The organism is Streptomyces sp. NBC_00461 (assembly GCF_036013935.1).
Lineage (GTDB): Bacteria > Actinomycetota > Actinomycetes > Streptomycetales > Streptomycetaceae > Streptomyces.
The window spans coordinates 2,108,173-2,130,997 of record NZ_CP107902.1 but is presented as its reverse complement, the minus strand read 5'-3'; the positions used below and the strand labels follow the sequence as shown (position 1 = coordinate 2,130,997).

20 protein-coding genes are annotated in these 22,825 nt (G+C 71.1%); 6 read left to right on the top strand and 14 right to left on the bottom strand.

Features of this window, described 5'->3' with window-relative positions; translation table 11 throughout:
• Positions 1-26: 26 nt before the first annotated feature.
• Entirely contained in the window at positions 27-887 is an 861-nt protein-coding gene (locus OG870_RS10185) for an esterase/lipase family protein (RefSeq protein WP_266511563.1), read from the top strand.
• A 61-nt stretch (positions 888-948) separates the two neighbouring features.
• On the opposite strand, the gene OG870_RS10180 is transcribed toward OG870_RS10185, so the two are convergent.
• On the bottom strand, positions 949-1,968 hold the full coding sequence (locus tag OG870_RS10180; RefSeq protein ID WP_266585705.1) for a lytic polysaccharide monooxygenase auxiliary activity family 9 protein: 1,020 nt from the start codon (positions 1,966-1,968) through the stop codon (positions 949-951).
• 184 nt (positions 1,969-2,152) lie between these two features.
• On the opposite strand from OG870_RS10180, the gene OG870_RS10175 reads away from it, so the two are divergent.
• Positions 2,153-2,602, top strand: a complete 450-nt coding sequence (locus OG870_RS10175) for a GNAT family N-acetyltransferase (RefSeq protein ID WP_266585707.1) — start codon at positions 2,153-2,155, stop codon at positions 2,600-2,602.
• A gap of 6 nt (positions 2,603-2,608) precedes the next feature.
• Here the strand turns inward: OG870_RS10175 and OG870_RS10170 are convergent, their stop codons facing one another.
• On the bottom strand, positions 2,609-2,743 hold the full coding sequence (locus OG870_RS10170; RefSeq protein WP_266511554.1) for a hypothetical protein: 135 nt from the start codon (positions 2,741-2,743) through the stop codon (positions 2,609-2,611).
• 140 nt (positions 2,744-2,883) lie between these two features.
• Between OG870_RS10170 and OG870_RS10165 the strand changes: the two genes are divergently transcribed.
• On the top strand, positions 2,884-3,507 hold the full coding sequence (locus OG870_RS10165) for a class I SAM-dependent methyltransferase (protein WP_266585709.1): 624 nt from the start codon (positions 2,884-2,886) through the stop codon (positions 3,505-3,507).
• 45 nt (positions 3,508-3,552) lie between these two features.
• On the opposite strand, the gene OG870_RS10160 is transcribed toward OG870_RS10165, so the two are convergent.
• Positions 3,553-4,053: a DUF402 domain-containing protein gene (locus tag OG870_RS10160; protein WP_266585710.1), complete on the bottom strand. Its 501-nt coding sequence runs from the start codon at positions 4,051-4,053 to the stop codon at positions 3,553-3,555.
• Positions 4,034-4,966, bottom strand: a complete 933-nt coding sequence (locus OG870_RS10155; RefSeq protein ID WP_266511545.1) for a GNAT family N-acetyltransferase — start codon at positions 4,964-4,966, stop codon at positions 4,034-4,036. Before OG870_RS10155 ends, OG870_RS10160 begins: the two co-directional genes overlap by 20 nt.
• A 70-nt stretch (positions 4,967-5,036) precedes the next feature.
• Between OG870_RS10155 and OG870_RS10150 the strand changes: the two genes are divergently transcribed.
• Entirely contained in the window at positions 5,037-5,405 is a 369-nt protein-coding gene (locus OG870_RS10150) for a GntR family transcriptional regulator (RefSeq protein WP_266585712.1), read from the top strand.
• 119 nt (positions 5,406-5,524) lie between these two features.
• Here the strand turns inward: OG870_RS10150 and OG870_RS10145 are convergent, their stop codons facing one another.
• Positions 5,525-6,295, bottom strand: a complete 771-nt coding sequence (locus OG870_RS10145; protein ID WP_266585714.1) for a DUF72 domain-containing protein — start codon at positions 6,293-6,295, stop codon at positions 5,525-5,527.
• A 23-nt stretch (positions 6,296-6,318) separates the two neighbouring features.
• On the bottom strand, positions 6,319-7,413 hold the full coding sequence (locus OG870_RS10140; RefSeq protein WP_266511529.1) for a DUF5925 domain-containing protein: 1,095 nt from the start codon (positions 7,411-7,413) through the stop codon (positions 6,319-6,321).
• Between the two features lie 213 nt (positions 7,414-7,626).
• Here OG870_RS10140 and OG870_RS10135 point away from each other — a divergent pair, with 213 nt between their 5' ends.
• The gene (locus OG870_RS10135; RefSeq protein ID WP_266585715.1) at positions 7,627-9,045 is read left to right on the top strand and encodes a GH39 family glycosyl hydrolase; all 1,419 of its coding nucleotides are present in this window, start codon (positions 7,627-7,629) and stop codon (positions 9,043-9,045) included.
• Positions 9,046-9,101: 56 nt separating this feature from the next.
• Here the strand turns inward: OG870_RS10135 and OG870_RS10130 are convergent, their stop codons facing one another.
• The 5 genes from OG870_RS10130 to OG870_RS10110 form a co-directional block, all read right to left on the bottom strand.
• Positions 9,102-12,947 (bottom strand): lipopolysaccharide biosynthesis protein, encoded by a 3,846-nt coding sequence (locus tag OG870_RS10130; protein ID WP_266585717.1) that lies wholly within the window; start codon positions 12,945-12,947, stop codon positions 9,102-9,104.
• Positions 12,940-13,740 (bottom strand): polysaccharide deacetylase family protein, encoded by an 801-nt coding sequence (locus OG870_RS10125; RefSeq protein WP_266585719.1) that lies wholly within the window; start codon positions 13,738-13,740, stop codon positions 12,940-12,942. The genes OG870_RS10130 and OG870_RS10125 overlap by 8 nt, the downstream gene beginning before the upstream one ends.
• Positions 13,733-14,734 (bottom strand): glycosyltransferase family 2 protein, encoded by a 1,002-nt coding sequence (locus OG870_RS10120; protein WP_266923562.1) that lies wholly within the window; start codon positions 14,732-14,734, stop codon positions 13,733-13,735. Before OG870_RS10120 ends, OG870_RS10125 begins: the two co-directional genes overlap by 8 nt.
• Entirely contained in the window at positions 14,731-15,597 is an 867-nt protein-coding gene (locus OG870_RS10115; RefSeq protein ID WP_266511514.1) for a glycosyltransferase family 2 protein, read from the bottom strand. The genes OG870_RS10120 and OG870_RS10115 overlap by 4 nt, the downstream gene beginning before the upstream one ends.
• Positions 15,598-15,940: 343 nt before the next feature.
• Positions 15,941-16,345: a hypothetical protein gene (locus tag OG870_RS10110; RefSeq protein ID WP_266520131.1), complete on the bottom strand. Its 405-nt coding sequence runs from the start codon at positions 16,343-16,345 to the stop codon at positions 15,941-15,943.
• A 232-nt stretch (positions 16,346-16,577) separates the two neighbouring features.
• Between OG870_RS10110 and OG870_RS10105 the strand changes: the two genes are divergently transcribed.
• Positions 16,578-17,384 (top strand): SGNH/GDSL hydrolase family protein, encoded by an 807-nt coding sequence (locus OG870_RS10105; RefSeq protein ID WP_266585723.1) that lies wholly within the window; start codon positions 16,578-16,580, stop codon positions 17,382-17,384.
• 4 nt (positions 17,385-17,388) lie between these two features.
• On the opposite strand, the gene OG870_RS10100 is transcribed toward OG870_RS10105, so the two are convergent.
• The 3 genes from OG870_RS10100 to OG870_RS10090 all read right to left on the bottom strand — a co-directional run bounded on the left by OG870_RS10100 (position 17,389) and on the right by OG870_RS10090 (position 22,769).
• Positions 17,389-18,996 carry a serine/threonine-protein kinase gene (locus OG870_RS10100; protein ID WP_266585725.1) on the bottom strand — a complete coding sequence of 536 codons (1,608 nt, stop codon included), beginning with the start codon at positions 18,994-18,996 and terminating at the stop codon, positions 17,389-17,391.
• A 63-nt stretch (positions 18,997-19,059) separates the two neighbouring features.
• Positions 19,060-20,784 (bottom strand): urease accessory protein UreH domain-containing protein, encoded by a 1,725-nt coding sequence (locus OG870_RS10095; protein ID WP_266923560.1) that lies wholly within the window; start codon positions 20,782-20,784, stop codon positions 19,060-19,062.
• A complete protein-coding gene (locus tag OG870_RS10090) occupies positions 20,781-22,769 on the bottom strand; it encodes a tetratricopeptide repeat protein (RefSeq protein ID WP_266923558.1) in 1,989 nt (662 codons plus the stop codon). Before OG870_RS10090 ends, OG870_RS10095 begins: the two co-directional genes overlap by 4 nt.
• Positions 22,770-22,825 lie beyond the last annotated feature (56 nt).

Genomic DNA, 22,825 nt, shown 5'->3' with positions numbered 1-22,825 from the left:
CCCTTGAGCCGCAAGGAGATCACACGATGCTGCCCTGGAAACGAGTGCTCAGACCCCTGGCCGCGCTGCTGATGACCGCAGCCGTCGCCACCGTCCCCGCCACGACCGCCCACGCGGCCGCGACCTCGTCACACGGCTGGAACGACTACTCCTGCAAGCCCTCCGCCACCCACCCCCGCCCCGTCGTCCTGGTCCACGGCACCCTCGCCAACTCCGTGGACAACTGGCTCGGCCTCGCGCCCTATCTGGAGGACCGCGGCTACTGCGTCTTCTCCCTCGACTACGGCCAACTGCCGGGCGTCCCCGTCTTCTACGGCCTCGGCCCCATTGACAAGTCGGCAGAGCAGCTCTCCGCATACGTCGACAAGGTGCTCGCCGCGACCGGCGCCGCCAAGGCCGACCTGGTCGGTCACTCGCAGGGCGGCATGATGCCCCGCTACTACCTCAGGTTCCTCGGCGGAGCCCCCAAGGTGAACGCCCTCGTCGGCATCGCGCCCGACAACCACGGCACCGACCTGGACGGGCTCACCAACCTGCTGCCGTACTTCCCCGGCGCCGCGGACTGGATCTCCGCATCGACGCCCGGGCTGGCCGACCAGATCGTCGGTTCCGCGTTCCTCACCAAGCTCAACGCGGGCGGCGACACCGTTCCCGGCGTCCACTACACGGTCATCGCCACCAAGTACGACGAGGTCGTCACGCCGTACAGCAGCCAGTACCTGAGCGGTTCCGACGTGCGCAACGTGCTGCTGCAGAACCTGTGCGCGGTCGACTTCTCCGAACACGCCCTGATCGGGCTGACCGACCGGATCGTCTTCCACGAGGTGGCCAACTCCCTGGATCCGGCGCATGCCACCGCCACCACCTGTGCGTCGGCGCTGAGCTGACGCACTTCTCGGGGCCTGTCCGACCTGAGCCGCCGGACAGGCCCCGCGCTTTTCGGCCCGGTCAGCGGCCCTGCCGTCCGCTGTCGCCGGTCGCCCTGCGGCGGACGGAGGCGAACAGGGCCGCCGCACCGAGGGCCAGGGCGGCCGCACCGCCGATGGCGATGTACGGGGTGCTGTCGTCGCCACCCGTCTCGGCGAGGCTCTCCGAAGCGCCGGCCACCTGAGGCTCGTCGGCCACGGCCACGGCCACGGCGACGGTCGTCGGGCCCGTCGATGCGCCGACGTCCGCGTCACCGTGACCGTGGTGACCGACCTTCGACTTGTCGGCACCCTCCTCGATCTGCTCCTCGGAGGGGGCGGAGGCGGTCGGTGCCGGGGACGAACTGCCTGTCGCGCCACCGCCCGCACCGCCCTGCGCACCGCCGCCGGTGCTGCCGTCGCTCCCGCCGAACGTGACGTCCGAGCAGGAGTAGAAGGCCTCCGGGCTGTCCGAACGCTGCCAGACCGCGTACAGGAGCTGCTTGCCCGAGCGCGCGGGGAGCGTGCCGGAGAACGTGTAGAAGCCGCCCGACGCGACCGGGTCGGTGACCGTCGCCACCGGGTGCCGCAGGTCCAGGTCGGACCAGGCAAGTGGCTGCGCCGGGTCGTAGCCCGCCTTGGTGACGTACACCTTGAACGTGCCCTTGTGCGGCGCGGTCACGCGGTACTTGAAGGTGTACGAGCCCGCGCTCACCCTCGTCGCCGGCCAGTCGGCGCGGGCCAGGTCCAGCCCCTTGAACTCGTCGTTGTTCGCGCTGCACAGCCTGCCGTCCGGGATCAGCGCCTGGTGCTGCCCGTTCGCGTCACCGATGCGGATGCCGTTCCAGTCGTAGAGCGCCTGGGTGCCGCCGGCCGCGATCGCGGCCCCGCACGCGTCCGACTTCGGACTCTCCGGGCCCTCCGCGTAACACTGCGAGACCCGGCTGACCGGATCACCCATCGTGCCGTGCGCGGACGCCGGGGCGGCGGCGAGGCAGGTCAGGGCGAGCGGGGCGGCACCGAGGGCGGCGACGACGGCGACCGTGCGGCGGCGTGCGGGCATGCGGAATCTCCTCGGGACGGTCCTGACGCGTGGGGTGGGTCCCGTGGGGGTGAATCCCGTGGGGCGCGATCAGAAGCTAGCCCCAAGAAACCGTGGAATCGCCTGCTGGGGGCGGGTGGTGGAGATCCTTATGGTGGCGTTAAGGGAGTGCTCAGACTGGGATCAGGTAGGTACCGTGCGCGGCATGGAAGAGCACGAGATCCGGCCTGCCGTCGCCGCCGACGTACCGGCCGTGAAAGCCGTGACCGATGCCGCCTACCACCACTACATCGAGCGGATCGGGGTGGTGCCGGTGCCCATGGAGGCGGACCACGCGGCGAACGTGGCCGCGGGGAAGGTGTTCGTGACGGGAGACCCCGTCATCGGCCTGGTCGTGCTGGAGGAGAACGGCGACCACCTGCTCCTCGACAGCATCGCCGTCCACCCCGACGCGCACGGCGGCGGCGTGGGGCGACGGCTGCTGGGCTTCGTGGACGCACGGGCGCGTGCGCTCGGACTGCGCGAGGTCAGGCTCTACACCAACGCCATGATGTGGGAGAACCAGAAGATCTATCCGAAGTTCGGTTACGAGATCGTGGGGCGCCGGGTCACCGGTCCCTACGACCGCATCCACTACCGCAAGCGGCTGGACTGACTGCCGTCAGCCGTCCGGCCACCACGTGCGTGCGATGTCCTTGCGGACCTCCGGGCGTCCGCCAGGACGCTCGTCGGCCTCCTCGCGGACCTTGCGGGAGTCCGTCCTGCTCAGGGGCTTCTGCACAGTGGTCCGGCGCATAACTGCCTCCTTCGGTGTCTACCCAGTTCCCGTCTTCGCACGGAGGTAGACCCTTTTCGGGAGAGTGACTCATCGGTCCGGGTCTGTCAGTGGCGGCTGTCACGATTCGACTGTCAGTGGCGCGTGTCACTCTGGGGCGCATGACGGATGACATCGAGCGCCTGACCGGGGCGGATGCCGAGCGGCCCGACTGGGACGCGCGGGCCGCCTCCTTCGACGACGAACCGGATCACGGGCTGCGCGACCCGAAAGTGCGCCAGGCCTGGGCCGGCCGGCTCGTCTCCTGGCTGCCCGCGCGGACGAGCGACGTCCTCGACCTCGGCTGCGGTACCGGCAGCCTGTCGCTCCTCGCCGCGGAGCAGGGACACCGCGTCACCGGCGTCGACCTGTCGCCGGCCATGGTCGACCTCGCGAGAGCGAAGCTCGCCGGGCGTGACGCGGTGTTCCTCGTCGGTGACGCGACGGCACCGCCGGTGGGGGAGCAGCGCTTCGACGTCGTCCTGGTACGACACGTGCTGTGGGCGCTCCCCGACCCCGGCAGGGCCCTGCGGCACTGGCGCGAACTGGTGCGCCCGGGCGGCCGGCTCGTGCTGGTCGAGGGCGTGTGGGGCACGGTGAGCCCGGTCGGCATATCCGCCGGCCGGCTCACCGACCTCCTCACCCCGCTCACCGCGGACCTGCGCGTCGAGGGACTGTCGCAGGACGCGGTGCTGTGGGGGAAGGAGGTGGCGGACGAGCGGTACGCGGTGGTAGCACTGGTGTGAGCCCCGGACGCGCGCGCTGTTGACGGCCGCCCTCCTGGGAGTTCCTCAGGTCAGGAGGGCGTCGAAGCCGCCATGGAGGGCCAGCCTCTCCAGCTCGTCCAGGGCGGCCACGGCGGCGGCCGCGGCCTGCGGGTCCCGCTGCGCCAGACCGCTCTCGGCGAACTCGTCCTCGTCCAGGCGCAGTACGTCCTGACCGTCGGCGGAGCGCCACAGGTCCAGGTCGAGGTCCTCGACGATCAACTCGGTGCCGGAGAGCACGGCGGGGCGGGTGATGTCGCAGTACCAGCCCTTCACCACACCCGCGGAGTCACGGACCTCCTTCACCGCGTACCAGCGGTCCCGCCAGTAGTACTCGGTGAAGACGTCGCCCTTCTCGAAGCGGACGAAGCCGAAGTCGCGGACGCCCTCGCCCGCCCAGGGGGCGTGGACCGCGATGCGCGTGCCGTCGTCGCCGATCAGGTCGGCCGCGTAACGGATCTTCGTACGCCCCGCCTTGACGAGGACGACCTCCAACTGGCCGCTCGGATCAGCCGAGTTCGCGGACATGGCGCACCTCCGTCGCGCAGATCTCGTACCCGAACCACTTGTTGATCGCGAGCATCGGGCCATTGCCGTCGTCGTTGCCGGTGAGGGCCTCGGTGAAGCCGGCGGCCCGGGCGCCGTGCAGGGAGGCGTTCTTGGCGAGCTTGGCCAGGCCGCGGCCGCGGAAGGCGCGGGCGGTGCCGGTCATGGCGGTGGCGTAGCGGCCGGTGGCGACGTCCGTCCAGGCCAGGCTGAACGCGGCGGGGCGGCCCTCGACGAGCGCGACCTTGGTCAGCTCCCGGTTGAGCAGCGGGTGCTTCCAGCTCTCCTCGATCCAGTTCTCGTAGTCGGTGAACTCGGTGTCCACGTCGCTCGGTTCGTCCCGGGCCGTCTCCGCGTCCAGTTCGAACAGCGGGCGCGGATCGTCCGCGAAGTCGGCCGCGCTGCGCAACTCGACGCCGGGCGCAGGGGTTCGGAGCGGCGGCAGCGTGCCGCCGGTCAGGTCCAGACGGAGGAAGTGGGCGGAGCGGCTGGCGCCGTAGCCGTGCCGTTCGGCGAAGGCCCGGTTGGCGGGCTCGTCCAGCACCCAGGCGTACAGCTTCGTCGCGCCGTGCTCGACCAGGTGTGCCTCTGCCGTGCGCACCAGGAGGCCCCCGGCGCCGCGGCGGGTCCTGTCCGGGTGCACGTAGATGTTGAGCATCCCCAGGCCCGGTTCCGGGCTGTCGTACGCCAACTGCACCTGCGCTGTGCCGATGACCTCGCCGTCCTCCTCGGCGACGAGCGCGACGAAACGCGCGTCGGGGTGAGTGTGGGCGAGGTTGTGGACGATGGCGTCAGGGGTCCACAGGATGTGAGGGAGGGCCAGGTGCCGTACCCGGGCGAAGGCCTCGACGTCGGCCCGGTCGTCGGGGCGCAGGGCGCGCACGATCACAGTCATGAAGGCGCACGCTACGTGGGGACGAGCGCGAGCGCCCCTCATTTTCCGGCGGGTGCGGGACAATCGAGCCGTGACCTTGAAGATCCACATCGACGACAGTGCCGCCCCCTACGAGCAGGTGCGGGCGCAGATCTCCGAGCAGGCCCGGTCCGGGGTGCTGCCGGTCGGGTACCGGCTGCCGACCGTGCGGGGGCTCGCCGAGGGGCTCGGGCTCGCGGCCAACACGGTGGCCAAGGCGTATCGGGCGCTGGAGAGCGACGGGGTGATCGAGACGCGGGGGCGCAACGGCACGTTCGTCGCTGCCGCGGGCTCGGCGGCGGAGCGGGAGCTGGCCCTGGCCGCCCAGGCCTACGTGGAGCGGGCTCGCCGGCTGGCGCTGGACGAGGATGCGGCGCTGGCCGCGGTGCGGGATGCGCTGCGGGCGGCCTACGACGGGTAAGCAGTCCGCGGGAGTGCTGCGATCGGCCGTCGATCGCCTGCGGGGCCGTTGTGGCTGGTCGCGCCCGCGCGGCGGTAGCCGCGTATCGACACGGCCCCGCGCCCCTTTGGGGGCGCTGGTCAGCGCCGGGCGGCCAGTTCCGGTGTGCGGGTCGCCGTGAGGCCCGCTCTGGTTGCTGTCCGCGCGAAGGTCACCGCGTTCTCCACCGCCGCCCCGCCGGGGTCGTTGTTGAAGTACGTGTACACATCCCGGGCGTCGGACCAGGTGGTCGCGATCCGGTCCACCCACGTCTCCAGCGCCCGCCGCCCGTAGTGCGGCCACGCCAGTGCGCGGCCCTCGTGGAAGCGGACGTAACCCCAGTCGGTGGTGCGCCACAGGGGCGTCACCGGGCGGGAGCGGGCGTCGGCCCAGCACAGGGCCGCGCCCCGCGCTTCCAGCACCTTCCGAACCGCGGGCGTCCACCACGAGTCGTGCCGCGGCTCCACCGCCACCCGCGTACCCGAGGGGAAGCAGCCGAGGCACTCGTCCAGCAGGTCCGCGTCCTCCTTCAGCGTCGGCGGCAGTTGCACGAGCACCGGCCCCAGCCGGTCGCCCAGACCTGCCGCGTGGCTCATCAGGCGGTCGACCGGTTCCCGCGGGTCCTTGAGGCGCTTGATGTGGGTCAGATAGCGGCTCGCCTTCACCGCGACCACGAAGCCCTCCGGGACCCGGTCCCGCCAGGCCGCGAAGTTCTCGCGCGTCGGCAGCCGGTAGAACGCGTTGTTGAGCTCCACCGTCGTGAAGTGCTCGGCGTACTCCTCCAGCCACAGCCGTGTCGGACACCCGGCCGGGTACAGCACGCCCCGCCAGTCCTTGTACTGCCAACCCGACGTCCCGACGAACAGGGTCATACGACCATCAAAGCACCGCAGCGTTACAGATACAGCCCCGCGTCGACCCCGTCCCTCGGCTCCGGCAGCGCCGTCGGCGAGGTGCCCCGGCGCAGTGCGTACAGCTCTGCCAGGGTGGCGCCCTCTCGGCCCACGCCCTCCTCCGTGCCGAGCCAGCCCACGGCCTCCCGGCGGGTCAGCGCGCCCACCTCGATGCGGGCCAGACAGCGGCCGGGGCGGACCACGGCCGGGTGCAGGCGCTCCAGGTCCTCGTTGGTCGTCACACCGACCAGGACGTTGCGGCCCTGGCCCAGCAGGCCGTCGGTGAGGTTCAGCAGCCGTGACAGCGCCTGGCCCGCGGTGTGCTTGGCCTCGCCGCGGATCAGCTCGTCGCAGTCCTCCAGGAGCAGCAGCCGCCAGCGGCCCTTGCCCGTCCCGTCCTCCTCGCCGATCGCGATGTCCATCAGATAGCCGACGTCGGAGAACAGGCGCTCGGGGTCGAGCACACAGTCCACCTGGCACCAGTCCCGCCAGGAGCGGGCGAGGGTCCGCAGCGCCGAGGTCTTGCCGGTGCCCGGCGGGCCGTGCAGCAGCAGCAGACGGCCCGCGATGTCCTCGGGCGTCGTCTTCATCAGGCGGTCCATCGCGTCCGCCACCGGCGCGGTGTAGTTCTCCCGCACCTCGTCCCAGGTGCCCGCCGAGATCTGCCGGGTCGTGCGGTGCGGGCCGCGCCTGGGGGAGACATACCAGAACCCCATCGTCACGTTCTCCGGCTGGGGCTCGGGCTCGTCCGCCGCGCCGTCCGTCGCCTGGTCGAGGATCTTCTGCGCCAACTCGGCGGTGGTCGCCGTGACCGTGACGTCCGCGCCGCGGTTCCAGCGGGAGACCAGCAGCGTCCAGCCGTCGCCCTCCGCCAGCGTCGCGCTGCGGTCGTCGTCGCGGGCGATGCGCAGCACCTGGGCGCCCGCCGGCAGGAGCGTCGCCCCGGACCGGACGCGGTCGATGTTCGCCGCATGCGAGAACGGCTGCTCGCCCGTCGCGAAGCGGCCGAGGAACAGCGCGTCGACGACATCGGACGGCGAGTCACTGTCGTCGACGTTGAGCCGGATCGGCAGAGCGTCGTGTGGGTTGGCAGACATGGCGTCCATGATCCGGCACCGACGCATCCCGCGCACTGGATTTCCCGCGCCCTGTTCCCCGTTTCACCCCAAGCGCCGAGTTCGTCGACGTCATGCCGCGGGCCCGGCCCGCGGCGCAGCCGCGATCGAATGCGCGTCCCCTGGAAATGCAGCAGAGCTGTGCCTTTACAACATCTGCCCTACTTGGCGTTCACACGGTTAGTGTTGCCCTCGATGGGACGTCATGAGTGGACTTCGGGGGCACGACGGTGGCGGCTCACCGCGCTGCTCGGCGTGGGTGTGGCGGCACTGGCGCTGATCGTCACCCTGATCAACACGCTTCCCGGGGGCGGAAGCACCGCGGGCACCTCGCGCAACGGAGACACGGTGCACGGCACTCCGGCGACCCCTCCCGACCAGGACAAACCCGAGGTGGGCTGGGGCTTCACCCACACCCAGTACAGCGCCGACGAGGGCGGCTCGGCTGCCACCGACCGGGTCGAGGGGCTGCTCTCGGACGCCGGGGGGATGCCGCAGGACCAGGCGGTCATGGGCTGGGGCGCGGACAATCCGGAGCCGGTGAAGGGGCGTTACGACTTCGACGCGATGGACCGCCGTATCGACTTCATCCGCAAGTCCGGCGGCACCCCGGTCGTCACCCTGTGCTGTTCTCCGGACTGGATGAAGGGCGGCAAGGCAGGCGTCGACAACACCAACTGGAGCCAGTCCGCCCTGGAGACGGCGCCGCAGTCGGAGCACTACGCCGACTTCGCCGCGCTCGCCGCGACGGTCGCCAAGCGCTATCCGGACGTACGCCACTTCATCGTGTGGAACGAGTTCAAGGGCTTCTGGAACGACGCCAAGGGCCGCTGGGACTACGAGGGTTACACCAAGCTGTACAACCTCGTGTACAAGGCCCTGAAGAAGGTCGACAAGGACATCATGGTCGGCGGTCCGTACCTGGTCATGGACAGTGTCGACCCGCGTGCGGACGAGGCGTCCTCGACCTTCAAGGGTCCCTGGGGCGCCATGGACCAGCGCATCCTCGATGCCTTCGACTACTGGAACGAGAACAAGGCGGGCGCCGACTTCGTCGTCGTGGACGGCTCCAGCTACACCAACGACGACGAGATGCTGCCGAACGAGTTCGCGGCAACCGACAAGTTCACTGCGGTCGGCAGGTGGGTGCGGAAGCAGACGGACAACCTGCCGCTGTGGTGGGCCGAGTACTACGTCGAGCCCGCCGACGGCAACGACGACCGCAAGGGCTGGTCCGAGACCCGCCGGGTCGCCGTCCAGGCCGCCGGAATGATCGCCATGGTCAAGGGCGGCGCCTCCTCGGGCTTCTACTGGAACCCGGAGGACGAGAAGGGCGGCGACTGCCCCGGCTGTCTGTGGACGCCGACCGACAGTTCGAGCGGCGGCAGGAAGCTGCCCATGTTCGACCTGGTCTCCCGCTTCCACCAGGAGTTCCCGCCCGGCACGGCCTACAAGACCGTCGCGGTCGCCGCGGACGACGTGCCCAACGTCCGCGTCCTCGCCACCGACAAGTCCGTCCTGGTGGTCAACATCCTCGACCGGTCGATCAGCGCGAAGGTCGACGGCAAGCAGTTCGAGATGCAGGCCTACGAAGTGAAGTGGCTTACCAGGTAGGCCCGGTAAGCCACTTCGGCGACGGCGACGCGAAGGCAACTACCCCTGCACCATGGTCACTTCATGGTCAGGAATCTCTGCACCAGCGCGGCCAGCAGCACCGCCAGCAGCGGCAGCGAGAACCAGAAGCTGCTCTGCAGCCGGCGCAGTTGCCGCACGCTCGGCCGCGTCGCGACCCGTACCACCTCGCGCGCCGTCAGCAGCACGATGAGCGCCAGGGCGGCCAGGGCGCCGACGACCGACCACGGCGTCCAGGTGATCTGCGGTCCGATCAGACCCGGATCGGGCGCCGGCACCGTGCCCTCGGACTGCTTCTTGAGGGCGTAGACGGTGGCGTCGGCGTTGACGTAGACCTTCTTCAGCTCGGGCCGCTGGTCCAGGTTCTTCAGGAGCCTGGGCTGCCAGGTGTCCGAATAGCCCACGTCCATCTGGAGATAGGTCATCTGGCTGGCGTTGATCATCAGGTACGAGTTCGGGCCCGCGTCCTTCAGCGCCTTGACCAGGCTCGACACCAGCACCGGGTCGGCCGGGGCCAGCGTGGGCACGTAGTTGACCCGCTCCATGTCCTTCGCGCCCCACGGCATCGCCGGCGTCACGTCGTTGACCGTGTCGTTGCTCAGCCACAGCAGTCGGACGGTCGGCTTGTCGTGGGCGTACACGTAGTCCATGGCCGCGACCTCGCCGGGCCGGACCCGCTCGAAGGGCTCGTTGCCCCAACGGGCCACCAGGAAGCCGCCCATGAGCAGCAGCCCGGCCAGGAGCGCGGCCAGCGGGGCGAGGCTGACCCGGTCCTTGTCCCGCTCCTCGGCGGTGACGCCGGTGCGCGGGAACAGGGCGAGACCGGCCAGCAGCGCCGCGCCCGGCACGGCGAACATGAAGACGCGCAGGGCCATCTCGCCGCCGTAGGACTGCATGCCGAAGCCCAGGAACGGGACGAACGTCAGCACCAGCAGCGACCGCTCGCGGTACTTGTGGTCGCGCCGCCGCCACCAGCCCCAGCAGGCGAACGTCATCACGCCGCCGGCCAGCAGTACGCGTGTGTACAGCACGAGCTTGTGCGTCGAGTCGCCACCCTGGATACGGCCGGAGACCGACGTGGACACATTGCTGCCGACGCCGCCTACGCCGCCGAACAGGTCGTTGAAGTGCCCTGACCAGTAGGGCTCCGCCATGAAGCCCAGCCAGCCGACGACCAGGACGCCGAACAGGATGGGCAGGCCGCGCAGTTCGGACCGGCCGGTCAGGACGAGCACCGCGAGCACGCCCAGCATCACGAACGGCGTGAGCTGGTGGGCCGGGACGCTCGCCGCGAACAGTCCGATCACCACGCCGAGCAGGACGGCCTTCTGGCGGCGGCTGGTCGGCTCGACCTCCGCCTCGCCGGGCCGCCGCTTCGCCCAGATCACCCGCGGCGCCCGGAACCAGACCAGCAGGATCGCCACGAACGCCAGGTAGAGGAGGAAGGTGAAGCCCTGCGGCGAGAAGTAGTCCTGCCCCACCCAGCCGCTGAGCACGAAGATCCAGATGCCCGTCCACTTGGCGCGCCAGCTCGCCCGCATCGAGCGCACGAGCAGGAACATCGGTGCCAGGTAGAGGAGTTGGATGGTCAGCGGCCACCAGCGGATGAGGTCGGTGAGGTCCGTCATCCCGCAGGCCCTGGTGACGAACGCGGCCACCGCGAAGAAGCCGGGCCAGCTCCAGCGCGCGTCCAGGTCCGGTACGGCGGACCCGGTGCGGTCGATGTAGTCCAGGAACCCGAGGTGCTGCCAGGCCGTCGGGAAGCGCGGCTCGGTCTCGAGCACCGCGGGAAGCGCGTGCAGCGACACCACGGTCGCGAGCAGCGTCACCAGCAGCAGCGCCTTGTGCTCCCGGCCGAGCCAGAGCAGCGAGGCGAACACCGCGACCAGCAGCGCCGCACCGACCAGGGTGGGCAGCGGCAGGATCGAGATGAGACCGAGCCCGCCCATCTCCTCCAGGTCCGCCTCGCCCAGCCGCAGCGCGGGCACCCAGTACAGCAGCAGCGCGGCCACCAGCAGACAGCCGAGGACGACGCCGAAGCGGCTCGGCTGAAGGCGTTCGCGCAACGACAGCGCAGACGGCGCGACGGGCACCGGCACCTCTTCGCGTACGGGCGCCTCCTCCCGGACGAGCGACGCCTCGGCCGCCCGTACGGCCTCCTCGTCGTCGCCCGCCTCGAAGTCGGCCCCGAACTCGGCCTCGAACGGCGCGTCCACCTCTATCTCGGCCGGTCCCAGGGACGCCTCGGAACCCGGCTCCCGCTCCTCCACCGGCAGCCCCAGCTCCGGGTTCTTCGCCCAGGCCGGCCGGCGGTCGGCGGGTGTCACGGGCGTACCGGCGGGCGGGGTGCCGGGGCCCGGGCGGACGTCGGGACGGCGTTCCTGGTGGTCGAAGTCGACGTGGATGCCGAGCGCCAGGGTGTCGCTGTCCAGCGCCCAGGCCGGCCCGCGCCGGCGCGTCGACTCCGTGGCGGGTACCTCGCGCGCCCCCAGGTCGGCGAGGTCCCCGTCGGGTGCGGCCTCTTCGGGGACGGCGGCGGCCGGTGCGGCCCTGAGCGTGCGGAACAGCCTGGGCGCGGCGATCAGGACGATCACCGACAGCGAGGAGATCTCGGCGACGCCGGCGCCGGTCAGCCCCATACGGGGGAGCAGCAGCAGCGTCAGTCCGAGCACCAGCACGCACAACAGGCCCTGCAGCCAGGCGAGTCCGGCGGTGCGGCTCTGTGCGCGCAGCACCGCGAAGTACGTCTCCATGACGACCCGGAGCAGCGCGCCGACCGCGAACCAGCGCAGCAGCGGGGTCGCCGCGTCCGCGTAGCCCGCACCGAAGACACCGAGGATCCACGGCGCCCCGATGAACAGCAGCCCGCAGATCGGCAGCATGATCCGCGCCATGCGCCTCAGCGCGGCCCGGGTGTTGGCGGCCAGCCGCGCCGGGTCGTGCGAGCCCTCGACGGTGAGCGAGGCGCCCATGTTGATGGCGAGCAGGTTGACCGTGCCGCCGATGGTGGTGGTGATGTAGAAGTACGCGTTGTCCTCTGAGCTGACCTGCGAGGCGATGATCACCGGGATCAGGTAGACCACGGCGAGCGAGAACAGCGAGCCGGTGTAGTCGCCGGCCAGGAACCTGCCGATCTCCTTCAGCGTCGGTGGCTTCGTACGGTCCGCCGTGGCCTCGATGTGCCGGGGGACCAGCTTCCGGAACACCAGGATGCCGAGCGGCACCACGGAGGTGAGGATCGCAAGGACCCAGGAGACGAAGACACCGGTCGTCGGCATGCTGACGGCGAGTGCGACCAGCAGCGCCAGCTTCACTGCCGAGAACACCGTGTTGCCGACCGGCACCCACGGCGCGCTGCGCAGCCCGGTCAGCACCCCGTCCTGCAGCGTGAGCAGGTTCCAGGAGGCGACGGCCATGATGAAGCCGAGCCCCTTGACCGACCCGTGCAGGAAGCTGTACGACGGCCCCCAGGTGTCGAGGGTCAGCAGGAAGATGCCCGCCGCGAACGACACCACGACGCAACTCGCCGCGTACGTACGGAAGATGAGTCGTCCGGTGGCACGCCCCGCGACCGGGATGAAGCGGGCCAGGGCACCCGTCAGGGCCACCGCCGTCAGCCCGGCCAGGAACTTCATCGCGGCGATCGCGGCCGAACCCTGGCCCACCGCGGACTCGGAGTAGTAGCGGGCGGCGATCAGCCAGTACCCCAGGCCCAGCACCGCGGAGATGCCGGTGTTCAGCATCAGGGCGTAGGCGTTGCGGAACAGCGGGCTGCCGCCGCCCTTGGGCCTGCCCAATCCGGGCAGCCGAAGACGGCGCCCCGACTGCTCGGGCGCCTCGGTCACGGGCTGTGCGGCCTCGGTCGTTGTCGTCGTGTCAGACACGGGAACGGATGGCCTTCCGGCGGACCTGTCGTGCTCTGCGGACCATCGCGTACCCCTTGGTGAGGGCACGGTCCCTGGCGAAGTCACGGGCGATCGAACGGCCCTCGACCAGCCGCTCGAACTCCTCGATGCCGGTGCTGCGGCGGACGGTCACCCGCTGCACGGCGTACGGGCCCTGACGGCGGCGCGCGAGGCCGTTGCCGACGGCGAGCGCCTGGGCGTACCCCGTGGCCCGCACCGCCTCGCGCACCCGGCGGCTGGAGTAGCCGTACGGGTAGGCGAACGAGGCCGGGACGGCGCCCAGTTCGTCGGTGACGATCTCCTTGCAGTGGATCAGCTCGTGCCGCAGGGAGTCGTCGTCGAGCTGGTCGAGCTGCGGGTGGGTGTGGCTGTGCCCGCCGATCTCGACGTCCGCGGCGGCCAGTTCGCGCACCTGCTCCCAGTCGAGCATGGTGTCCAGGCCGCCCCCGGTGTCGTGGGCGCCCTTGATCCAGCCGGTGGAGACGAACAGCGTGGACGCGAAGCCGTGCTTGGCGAGCACGGGCAGGGCGTGCCGGTGCACGCCCTCGTAGCCGTCGTCGAAGGTGATCAGGACCGGGCGCGCCGGCAGCGCGCGGCCTGAGCGCCAACCTGCGGCCAGATCAGCTGTGTTGACCGGGGTGAGGCCCCGGTCGCCGATGAGTGCCATCTGCTCGGCGAACGCCTCGGGTGCCACCGACAGCGCCCGCGTGGCGTCGTTCGGGGCGGTCGCGACCGAGTGGTACATGAGGATGGGCACGGGCGCTTCAGTCATGAGATCCCCCCTGATCTCCGGCGCTGATCTCGGCCACGGAGAACGTGGCACCGCCCCTGCGGGCCCGCACGCTCCCCACCACGTACCCGCCCGCCGCCGTGAGCACCCCGGCGACGATCGCGCCGGCCCGGCCCGCACCGCCCGGCCGGGCCAGCACGGCGTCGCGCAGACCGCGCACCACACCGGCCGGCAGGACCCGGGTCGTGTACCGGCGCTCGGACTCAAGTCCCTTGTCCGCACCCACACTTCGTGCCACCAGGGCCTTGGACAGGCCCTCGGCGTACGCACGCGTGCGGAAGTACCCGAAGTGCTCGCGCGCCTCGGGCACCCGGTGATGGATCACCGCACGGTCGTCGATCAGCAGGATCGCGTCCGGTCTGGCGCGCGTGAGACGGATGCACAGCTCCGTCTCCTCACAGCCCAGCGGCCGCTTGTCGCCGTCGCGCCCGATGCCGGTCGCGAAGCCGCCCGCGGCGTCGAACGCCGTACGACGGAACGAGGCGTTGCCGCCCAGGACGTTGCGCACCCGGACCAGGCCCGGCGGCAGCCCCCGGTAGGTGCAGCCCACCACCCAGTCGAACTCCTCGGGGAACCAGGCGGGACGCCGGCCCGACGCCCAGATCGGCATCGTACGGCCGCCGACGGCCATCACCCGCGGATCGGCGAACCCCTCGGCGAAGCGGCGCAGCCAGTCCCGCTCGGCCACGGCGTCGTCGTCGAGGAAGGCGATGACCTCGCCGCCCGCGGCCGCGATCCCGGTGTTGCGGCCGGCGGACAGGCCGCGGGGGCCCGCGTTGGCGAGCACGCGGACCTCCTCGACCTCCTTGTACTCCTTGGTGAGCCGGTCCAGCAGGGCCGGATTGTGGTCGACGGCCAGCAGGGTCTCCAGGGCACGGTGGGACTGCGCCCGTACCGAGGCGACCGCCGCGAGGATGTCCTCCCAGCGGTCCTCGGTGTAGACGCAGATCACGACGGAGATGTCGAGATCGCTCAAGACACCTCTCCCCGGACCGAGTCGAGTTCGACCGGGCCGAGTTCGACCGAGTCGAGCCCGACGGTGTCGAGCATCGGCGAGTGGTGTTCCTGCCGGCGCAGCTCCCGCCGGTTGGACCGCTCCTTGAGGATCACCTTGAGCACCCGGAACCCGTCCCGCACGGCCCGCAGATTGCTCGCGCCGTGGATGCGCAGGTATTCGTGGCTCGGGATCTCCTGCACCTTGAGCCCGGCCTTGACCACCCTGATGTTGATCAGGGTCTCGATCTCGAAGCCGGTGCAGTCGAGGTCGATCTTGTCGAGGCAGTGCCGCCAGAACGCGTTGTACCCGTAGCAGAGGTCGGTGTAGCGGGCGCCGAACTTGCGGTTGACGACGGTGCACAGCGCCCAGTTGCCGAGTTTGCGGATGAACGTCATGTCGTCGGTGCCGCCGCCGTTGGCGAAGCGGGAGCCCTTGGCGAAGTCCGCGCCCGAGACGAGGGCGGAGACGTAGCTGACGATCTCGTTCCCGTCGGCCGAGCCGTCGGCGTCGACCATCACGATGATGTCGCCGGTGCACGCCTCGAACCCGGTGATCAGGGCATCTCCCTTGCCCTTGCCGTGCTGCTCGACGACCTTGACGTTCGGCCACAGCTCGCGCGCCACGTCGACGGTGTTGTCCGTCGAGTTGCCGTCCACGAGGACGACTTCGTGTATCCAGTGCGGAAGTGTCTTGAACACGTACGGGAGATTCTCCGCCTCGTTCATGGCGGGAATCACCACACTCACCGGTGGCGTGATGGCCAGGTGAGAAGAAATCGGCCGGTATTTGCTGGCAGTTGACGGATCCAGGTCCGTGGTCGCCGGCCGCAGAACAGAACTCATGAGTCTGGTCCCTCTCGTCCGGTGGACCGCCCGCCCCTGGGCGGCCCGGCATTGTGTCCGGTTCGAAAGGGGGGTTTCACGCCCCTGGCATGACGAATTGGATCTACGTGCACGCCGAGGCGAGCTGGCAAAGCTGGCCGTCTGCCTTGACGGCAGCCGGTCGCGCGGCACGACTCGGTCACAAGTGCGGTCACCGAGCACGGCACCCCCCTACCGCGCCCCACGCCGGATCCATCGCGGTCCTTGAGCCCTCCCCTAGAGCCGCTTGATGATGGACCGATGCGGGTGAGATATACGACGGTATTGATGATTGAACCCGTATGGCAAGACCTGGAACGTGGCCTCACGTTTTTGATGGTTTGACCGTTACACAGCCTAGAAGCAGCAGAAAACTGATCACGGTCACGGCGATGATTCCGCCACGCACCGACCAGCGGTGAACAGCCAACATGCCTTGCGCCACCAGCATGTTGAGGACGATTGCGCCCGCGACCGCGGCAATGGTGCGGCCGAGGGGCTCCAGCCCGCGCAGCGCGGCCCCGAGGGCCGTCGCGGGCGCGGCGAGCAGGAAGAACAGGGTGAGCGGTCCGCGCAGGGGTGAGTCCGAGTCGACGAGCGCCAGAAGCGCGCCGAATCCCCCTACGGCCGTGGCGGCGCCCGCGAGCAGTGGCGACAGGTCCCTCCCCGGTCCTGGTCGCGCTCGCTCGGTGCCGTCGGACGAAGGTCTCTTGATACGGATGGTCTGCATTGGCGACTTTGCCCCCCAGCGCGCCGGATGCCGGACTTCAATGTCGCGCAGGGCGAGAGCGGCCGTCAAGACATGGAAGCGGTCTGTACCTGTCCTTGTCGATTCTTAAACCTGTGTTCGCCCGGACGGGGTGGCTGTCGGACGAACTCAACCGCCTTGACATGGACACTTCCGATCAACACGCGTAGTTGGTACGACGGTTATGGCAGAGATCCTGCTAAAGGGAGGTTCCATGAGACGTTCCCGAATTGCCGTTTTCGTGAGCTCGATCCTCCTCGCCGTCGGCACGGCCCTCACCGGGGCCACGGCTGCGCAGGCATCCGGGCAGGCCGCAGCCACCGGCTATGTGGCCCTCGGCGACTCCTACTCCTCCGGGGTCGGGTCGGGCAGCTACATCAGCTCCAGCGGCGACTGCAAGCGCAGCACGAAGGCCTACCCCTACCTCTGGGCCGCCGCCCATTCACCCTCGACGTTCGACTTCACCGCCTGCTCGGGCGCCCGAACGGGTGATGTTCTGTCAGGACAGCTCGGCCCGCTCAGCGCCTCCACCGGACTGGTGTCGCTTTCCATCGGCGGCAACGACGCCGGCTTCTCCGACGTCATGACGACCTGTGTGCTCCAGTCCGAAAGTGCCTGCCTCTCCCGGATCAACACCGCCAGGGCCTACGTCGACTCGACACTCCCCGGACAGCTGAACAGCGTCTACTCGGCGATCAGCGCCAAGGCCCCGAACGCCCACGTCGTCGTCCTCGGCTACCCCCGCTTCTACAAGCTCGGCGCCACCTGCGTCGGCCTCTCCGAGACCAAGCGGAAGGCGATCAACGACGCGGCCGACTATCTGGACACCGCCACGGCCAAGGTCGCCGCGGATCACGGCTTCACCTTCGGTGACGTCCGCACCACCTTCACCGGCCACGAGATCTGCTCAGGCAGCAGCTGGCTGCACAGCGTCGAGTTGCTCAACATCGGCGAGTCCTACCACCCGACCGCGGCCGGCCAGTCGGGCGGCTATCTGCCCGTCATGACCAGCGCGGCCTGACCCGTCACTGGGAGGGCGACTCGGAAGTGGAAGGGGAGGAGGAGGTCCCGTCGGTCGGGGTCTCCTTCTCGCAGGACAGTGAGAACGGCACCGAGTTGGACGTCGCGTGCACGGGATCGCGGACCTCCACGCTGATCACGTCCTGGAAGGTCCCGCTGTCGTCGCGTGTGGTGATGAACTGCCTGTCCTGCTGGGACCTGTCGCCGTCGGCCGGGAAGGAGACCGTCTTCCAGTTCCCGGACAGCGAGCCGTTCTCCGTCACCCAGCGGTACGTCACCGTCGCCGGAAGCCGCCCGACCGTCAGCGTGGCCGTGAAGGTGGGAGCCTCGGAGTTCGAGGGCGGACAGGTGCCCGAGTAGTCGGTGTTCGCGCCCGCGAGGCTCACCTTCACGGACTGGGGCGTCTTCGTACGACTGCTGCTGGGGCTCGGCGTGGGGCTCGCGGCCCCGCCGCCGGGTTTGCTTTCGGCAGCGGTCGGCGAAGTCCCCGACCCGGAGCGGGTGTTACTGCCGTTGTTGTCGCTCCCGTCGCCGTTGTCCCGGTTCAGCAGCGCGTACGTCAGTCCTCCCAGCGCCAGCGCGAGGGCGAGCACGCCGACGACCAGGACGACGGCGGCCCTGCGGTTGCGCTCCGGCGGCGCGGTCGTGGCCGTCGTCCCGGGCGCCGGCACGGGCCCGGTCGGTGCGGACGCGTACGGCGGCGGCGGGGCCGGCGTCCCGCGCCCCGGGTATTCGGCGATCGTCGGCGCGTACGGCGCGGTCGGCAGTACCTCCGTGCGGGGTGTGCCTCCTGCCCCGATGATCCGCAGGTCCTGCTGGGCCCGGTCGGCCGTCAGCCGCTCGGCCGGATCCTTGCGCAGCAGCCCCTCGATGACGGGCGCGAGCGGCCCCGCCCGCAGTGGTGGCGGCAGCTCGTCGTCGACGATCGCGCGCAGGGTGTTGAGCGGAGTGGCCTGGCGGAAGGGGGAGTTGCCCTCCACCGCCGCGTACAGCAGCACGCCGAGCGACCACAGATCGGACTCCGGACCCGGTGTGCGGCCCAGCGCCCGCTCCGGTGCGAGGAACTCGGGCGAGCCGATGACCTCGCCGGTCATCGTCAGCGCCGAGCTGCCCTCCACCATGGCGATGCCGAAGTCGGTGAGCACCACCCGACCGTCGCTCGACAGCAGCACATTGGCCGGTTTCACGTCCCGGTGCAGCACTCCGGCCTCGTGCGCCGCCCGCAGCGCCGACAGCACCTCGGCACCGATGTGCGCGGCCCGCTGCGGCGGCAACGGGCCCTCGGCGTCGAGGAGTTCGGCGAGCGAGATACCGCGCACCAACTCCATGACGATCCAGGGCCGGCCGTCCTCGGTGGCCACGTCGTACACCGTCACGACGTTGCGGTCGGCGACCCGCGCCGCCGCCCACGCCTCACGCTCCAGACGGGCGTACATCCGCTCCACGTCCGAGGCCGGCAGCCCGGCGGGCGCGCGTACCTCCTTCACGGCGACCTCGCGGTGCAGCACCTCGTCCCGGGCCCGCCACACCGTCCCCATGCCGCCCTCACCGAGAGGGGACAGAAGACGGTAACGGCCCGCGACCACACGCTCACTGCCCGGTTCTTCGGACACGGGCGTCCCCCATTCGCATCCGCGTGTTTTCTCCACTGCGCGTGATTTCTCCACAAACGTAGCTCAGCCGAGTACGGATGCCGCCCCCTTGAGCACCAGTCCGACACCGAGGGCGACGACGAGGAACGCGGACGCGAGCGGGGCGGTCCTGCGTACGAGGGTCGCCATCGGGTGGGTGGTCCAGCGGGGGCGCCTGTCCAGCACACGGTTCATTCCCGTACCCAGCTTGACGACGGCGAACCCGGCCGCGGTGAGGGTGAGGGCGAGCCCGGCGCCGTACGCGACGACGAGCAGCAGCCCGAACCAGGCCTTCCCCAGCGCCGACGCTCCGACGAGCACGACGACCGCGGAGGGGCTGGGCACGAGACCGCCCGCGAAGCCGAGCAGGATCGTGCCGCGGAGGGTCGGGGCGGTGGAGTGGGTGTGGGTGAAGCCGCCGTGGGTGTGCTCGACGGTGTGGGAGGAGTGGCTGTGGTCGTGGTTGTGGTCGTGTGCATGAGCGTGGTCGTGATCGTGCGGGTGGGTGGACGCGTGCTGGTGTGAGTGGGCCTCGGTGGTCGCCGAGGCAGTCTCGGTGTGGGCGGCGACCAGGACCAGCTCGCGCTTCTCGGTCCCGTCGGGCCCGTCCGTCCCGTGCGTGTGGGTGTGCCCGCCGGGGCCGTCCGGATGCGGATGCGGATGTGCATGTGGATGCGGATGGTCGTGGTCGTGTGTATGCCCGTGTCCGGGCTCGTGGCCGTGGGGGTGCCCGGGGGTGCGGTTGCGCCAGACCCGGCGTACGAGGGTCGCGCCCGCGCAGGCCACCATGACGCCGCTCGCGATGCCCAGCCAGGCGATCACAGAGGGCGCCGCCGCCGAGCCGGCCGTGACCAGGAGGCCGAGGGCGACCACGCCCAGGGTGTGGGTGACCGTCACCGAGGCGGCCAGCGGCATGACGTCCTTGAGGCGCGCGCGGCCGCCGCGGGCGGCTGCCGTCGCGGCCATCAGGGTCTTGCCGTGGCCCGGCGCGAGCGCGTGCATCGCGCCCAGGACGATCGCGACGAGCAGCGCGAGCGTCGCGAAGCCGAGGGTGAGGTCGTGGCGGGCGACCAGGGAGTCCAGGGCGCGGGTCCAGCGGTCGGCGCCGCGCGGCAGCACGGAGGCCGCCGGGGCGTCCTGCCGTTTCTCGACCAGGGCCGGTCCGCCGGCGCGCACGCGCAGGGACGCGGCCGAGGTGTCGGCGGGGGAGGAGAGCAACTCCTTGGGATAGCTGGTGAGTTCGTGTGAGACCGAGGTCTTCGGTACGTCCGTCGCGGTGAGCGTCATACGGTCGCCGCGCGCGGTGATCTCCCGCCAGCCGGGCCCGGAGGAGGCGCCCGCGCTGTGGAAGCCGAGGTGCACGGTGTCGCCCTTCGGGAGCGGCGCGGTCAGCCCGCACTCCACCCGGAGCGTGTTCAGCCCCGCCTGCCCGGGCCGTAGGTGCGCCTGGCTGCTGCCGACGGTCAGGGCCGTGGCCCGTCCGTCGACGGTGACCTTGCTGCCGTCCGCCGCCTTCGCGCACCGCTGCCGCGCCCACTCGCTCATGCCGAGCCGCTTGATGTCGGGCCTGGCCTGGGTGGCCGGGATCTCGGCGAGGTCCTCGACGTGGTCGACGCGCAGTGTGCCGGGGGCGGCGACGAGGCCGTCGTACCGGTTGACGGTGAAGTTGCCCAGGGGGTGCGCGCTCGCGCTGGTGGAAGGGAACAGCGCGAGCGCGCAGGCCGCCGTGAGGACGGCCCCTGTGGAGGCGAGCAACCGACGGGCTTTCACTTCGCCGCCTCCAGGTCCTTGAGCGCCTTGCGGGCCTCGCCGGCGCCCAGTGGTGAGAAGCCGGGGTTCAGCGTGAGTGCCGCCTGCAGCGAGGCGCGGGCGTCCTTCGCGTGGCCGGTGGCGCGCTCGATCACGCCGCGGTGGTAGAGGAACGAGGCGTTGCGGTAGCCGGTGGCCGTCGCCTCGCGGGCGTACGGGAGGGCTTCCGCGTCCCGGCCGTTGACGTGCAGGGCCCAGGCCAGGGCGTCCGCGGTGTGCACGGTGTGGCGGCGGGCCCACTCGGCGCGGGCGGCGCGCAGGGCGGAGGCCTTGTTCCCGTGGTCGGCCGCGGCGAGCGCGGTGTCGAGGTCGGCGTTGACGCCGTTGGCGCGGGCCAGGGCGATCCAGGCGTCGACCAGGGCGTACTGGTCGCGGGCCTTCTCCTTGTCGCCCTCGGCGCCGCGCTCCTCGTACATCTCACCCAGCTCGACGAGTGGCTGCGGCAGCGGGTAGCGGGCGACGACCTGCGCCATGCCCTTGATCGCGGCCGCCCTGTCCCCGCTCGCGTACTGCGCGCGGGCGCGGCCCTCCAGGGCCGGGAGGTAGTTCTCGTCGGCGGCGAGGGCGCGGGCGTAGTAGGTCAGCGCGCTCTTGTAGTCGCCCTGGTTCCAGGCGAGTTGGCCGAGCTGGGCGGCCACGTAGGAGATGTCTCCGCGGGTGGTGGAGGTGGCGAGGGCCTGCTCCAGAACCCGCCGGGCCGTCTTCACGTCCCCGCGCAGTTCGTGGACGTACGCGTACCGGGTGAAGACCGGGACGCCCGGGCGGCGGGAGTCGGCGGTGTCGGCGGCCTTCGACGCGTCGGCGTAGCGGCCGAGTTCGACGAGGGCGTCGATGCGGGAGGAGAGGGCGTTCTGGCTGTAGGGGTTCTCCTTCAGGACCTGGTCGGCGTACTTGAGGGCGTCCTTGAAGTCGTGCCGGGCCGCGGCGAGGGCGGCTTGGCCGGTGAGGGCCTGCTCGTTGCCGGGCCTCAGGTCGAGGGAGCGCTTCAGGGCCTTCTGGGCCTGCGGGTAGCGGGAGGGGTCGCCCTTGGTGCGGGCCTGCTCCACATACGCCAGACCGAGGGTCGCCCAGCTGCCGAAGTCCTTGGGCTGCGACCGGAGTTGGGCCTGAAGAGCGGCGATGCTCGCGTCGAGGCTGCCGCTGGAGAGCAGAGCCGGCGACACGGCACCGGCGGCGGATGCGGCGACCGTCGTGCCGCCGTTGTCCCGGATGGCCCCGTAGGCGATCGACCCCGCGGTGAGCGCGACGGCCAACAGCACGGCTGTGCCGCCGAGTTGAAGCGCCCGCATCCGCCGTCCGGCTTCGCCCACCCGGCGAACGGCGTCGACCCGCTGCCGGGCCGACCGGTCGGTTTCGGCCTGCGCGGGGTCGCCGGGGCGTGACGGCTTCTCCTCCGCCCCACCCTCGGCGCCCGCCGCACGGGACACCGCCTCGACGGCGTGTTCCGCGACCTGCCCACGCGACTGCGCATCGGGCACCTGCGTGGGGCTGCCTGCCGGGGCGCCCGGGGCCGCCGCGAGGGGCACGGCCTCGGAGGCCGTCGACCTGGCCACCGCGTCCGTGACGGGCCGTGCGGGCCGTGCGGTCCGGTCGGTGCGAGGCCCCTCCACAGGGCCGTCTTCCGGGCTGCCGGCCGACGGCCCGGTGCGGGGGCCCTCAGCGGAGTCGTTCTCCCGGACGTCGGCCGGGGTGCGCCGGGCGGCGACGGTGTGGTCCGTGGCGGGCCGTGCGGTCCGGTCGGGGTGTGGGCTGGTGGTGGGTGCCTGGGTGGTCGGGGTGTGCTCGGGGGCGTCGGCCGTCGTGGTGGAGGGCTCTGGCTCGGAGGCCGGGGTGCCGGGCTCGGTCCGGGACCGCTCGGCGGCCGGTGCGACCTCGGGGTCCGGTGCGGTGAGCGGCGCGGGGCCGTTCTCCTTCTCCGGCTCGGTGCCGTTCGTACGCGGGGCCATGCCCTCTCCTCAATCGGCGTGCTGTGAAAGGAAGATGCGGGGTGTGGGGGTGTGCG

Bases quoted from the DNA above. Each gene is read 5' to 3' on its own strand.
- OG870_RS10185 (WP_266511563.1), top strand. From the start codon at position 27: ATGCTGCCCTGGAAACGAGTGCTCAGACCCCTGGCCGCGCTGCTGATG.
- OG870_RS10180 (WP_266585705.1), bottom strand. From the start codon at position 1,968: ATGCCCGCACGCCGCCGCACGGTCGCCGTCGTCGCCGCCCTCGGTGCC.
- OG870_RS10175 (WP_266585707.1), top strand. From the start codon at position 2,153: ATGGAAGAGCACGAGATCCGGCCTGCCGTCGCCGCCGACGTACCGGCC.
- OG870_RS10170 (WP_266511554.1), bottom strand. From the start codon at position 2,743: ATGCGCCGGACCACTGTGCAGAAGCCCCTGAGCAGGACGGACTCCCGC.
- OG870_RS10165 (WP_266585709.1), top strand. From the start codon at position 2,884: ATGACGGATGACATCGAGCGCCTGACCGGGGCGGATGCCGAGCGGCCC.
- OG870_RS10160 (WP_266585710.1), bottom strand. From the start codon at position 4,053: ATGTCCGCGAACTCGGCTGATCCGAGCGGCCAGTTGGAGGTCGTCCTC.
- OG870_RS10155 (WP_266511545.1), bottom strand. From the start codon at position 4,966: ATGACTGTGATCGTGCGCGCCCTGCGCCCCGACGACCGGGCCGACGTC.
- OG870_RS10145 (WP_266585714.1), bottom strand. From the start codon at position 6,295: ATGACCCTGTTCGTCGGGACGTCGGGTTGGCAGTACAAGGACTGGCGG.
- OG870_RS10140 (WP_266511529.1), bottom strand. From the start codon at position 7,413: ATGTCTGCCAACCCACACGACGCTCTGCCGATCCGGCTCAACGTCGAC.
- OG870_RS10135 (WP_266585715.1), top strand. From the start codon at position 7,627: ATGGGACGTCATGAGTGGACTTCGGGGGCACGACGGTGGCGGCTCACC.
- OG870_RS10125 (WP_266585719.1), bottom strand. From the start codon at position 13,740: ATGACTGAAGCGCCCGTGCCCATCCTCATGTACCACTCGGTCGCGACC.
- OG870_RS10115 (WP_266511514.1), bottom strand. From the start codon at position 15,597: ATGAGTTCTGTTCTGCGGCCGGCGACCACGGACCTGGATCCGTCAACT.
- OG870_RS10110 (WP_266520131.1), bottom strand. From the start codon at position 16,345: ATGCAGACCATCCGTATCAAGAGACCTTCGTCCGACGGCACCGAGCGA.
- OG870_RS10105 (WP_266585723.1), top strand. From the start codon at position 16,578: ATGAGACGTTCCCGAATTGCCGTTTTCGTGAGCTCGATCCTCCTCGCC.
- OG870_RS10090 (WP_266923558.1), bottom strand. From the start codon at position 22,769: ATGGCCCCGCGTACGAACGGCACCGAGCCGGAGAAGGAGAACGGCCCC.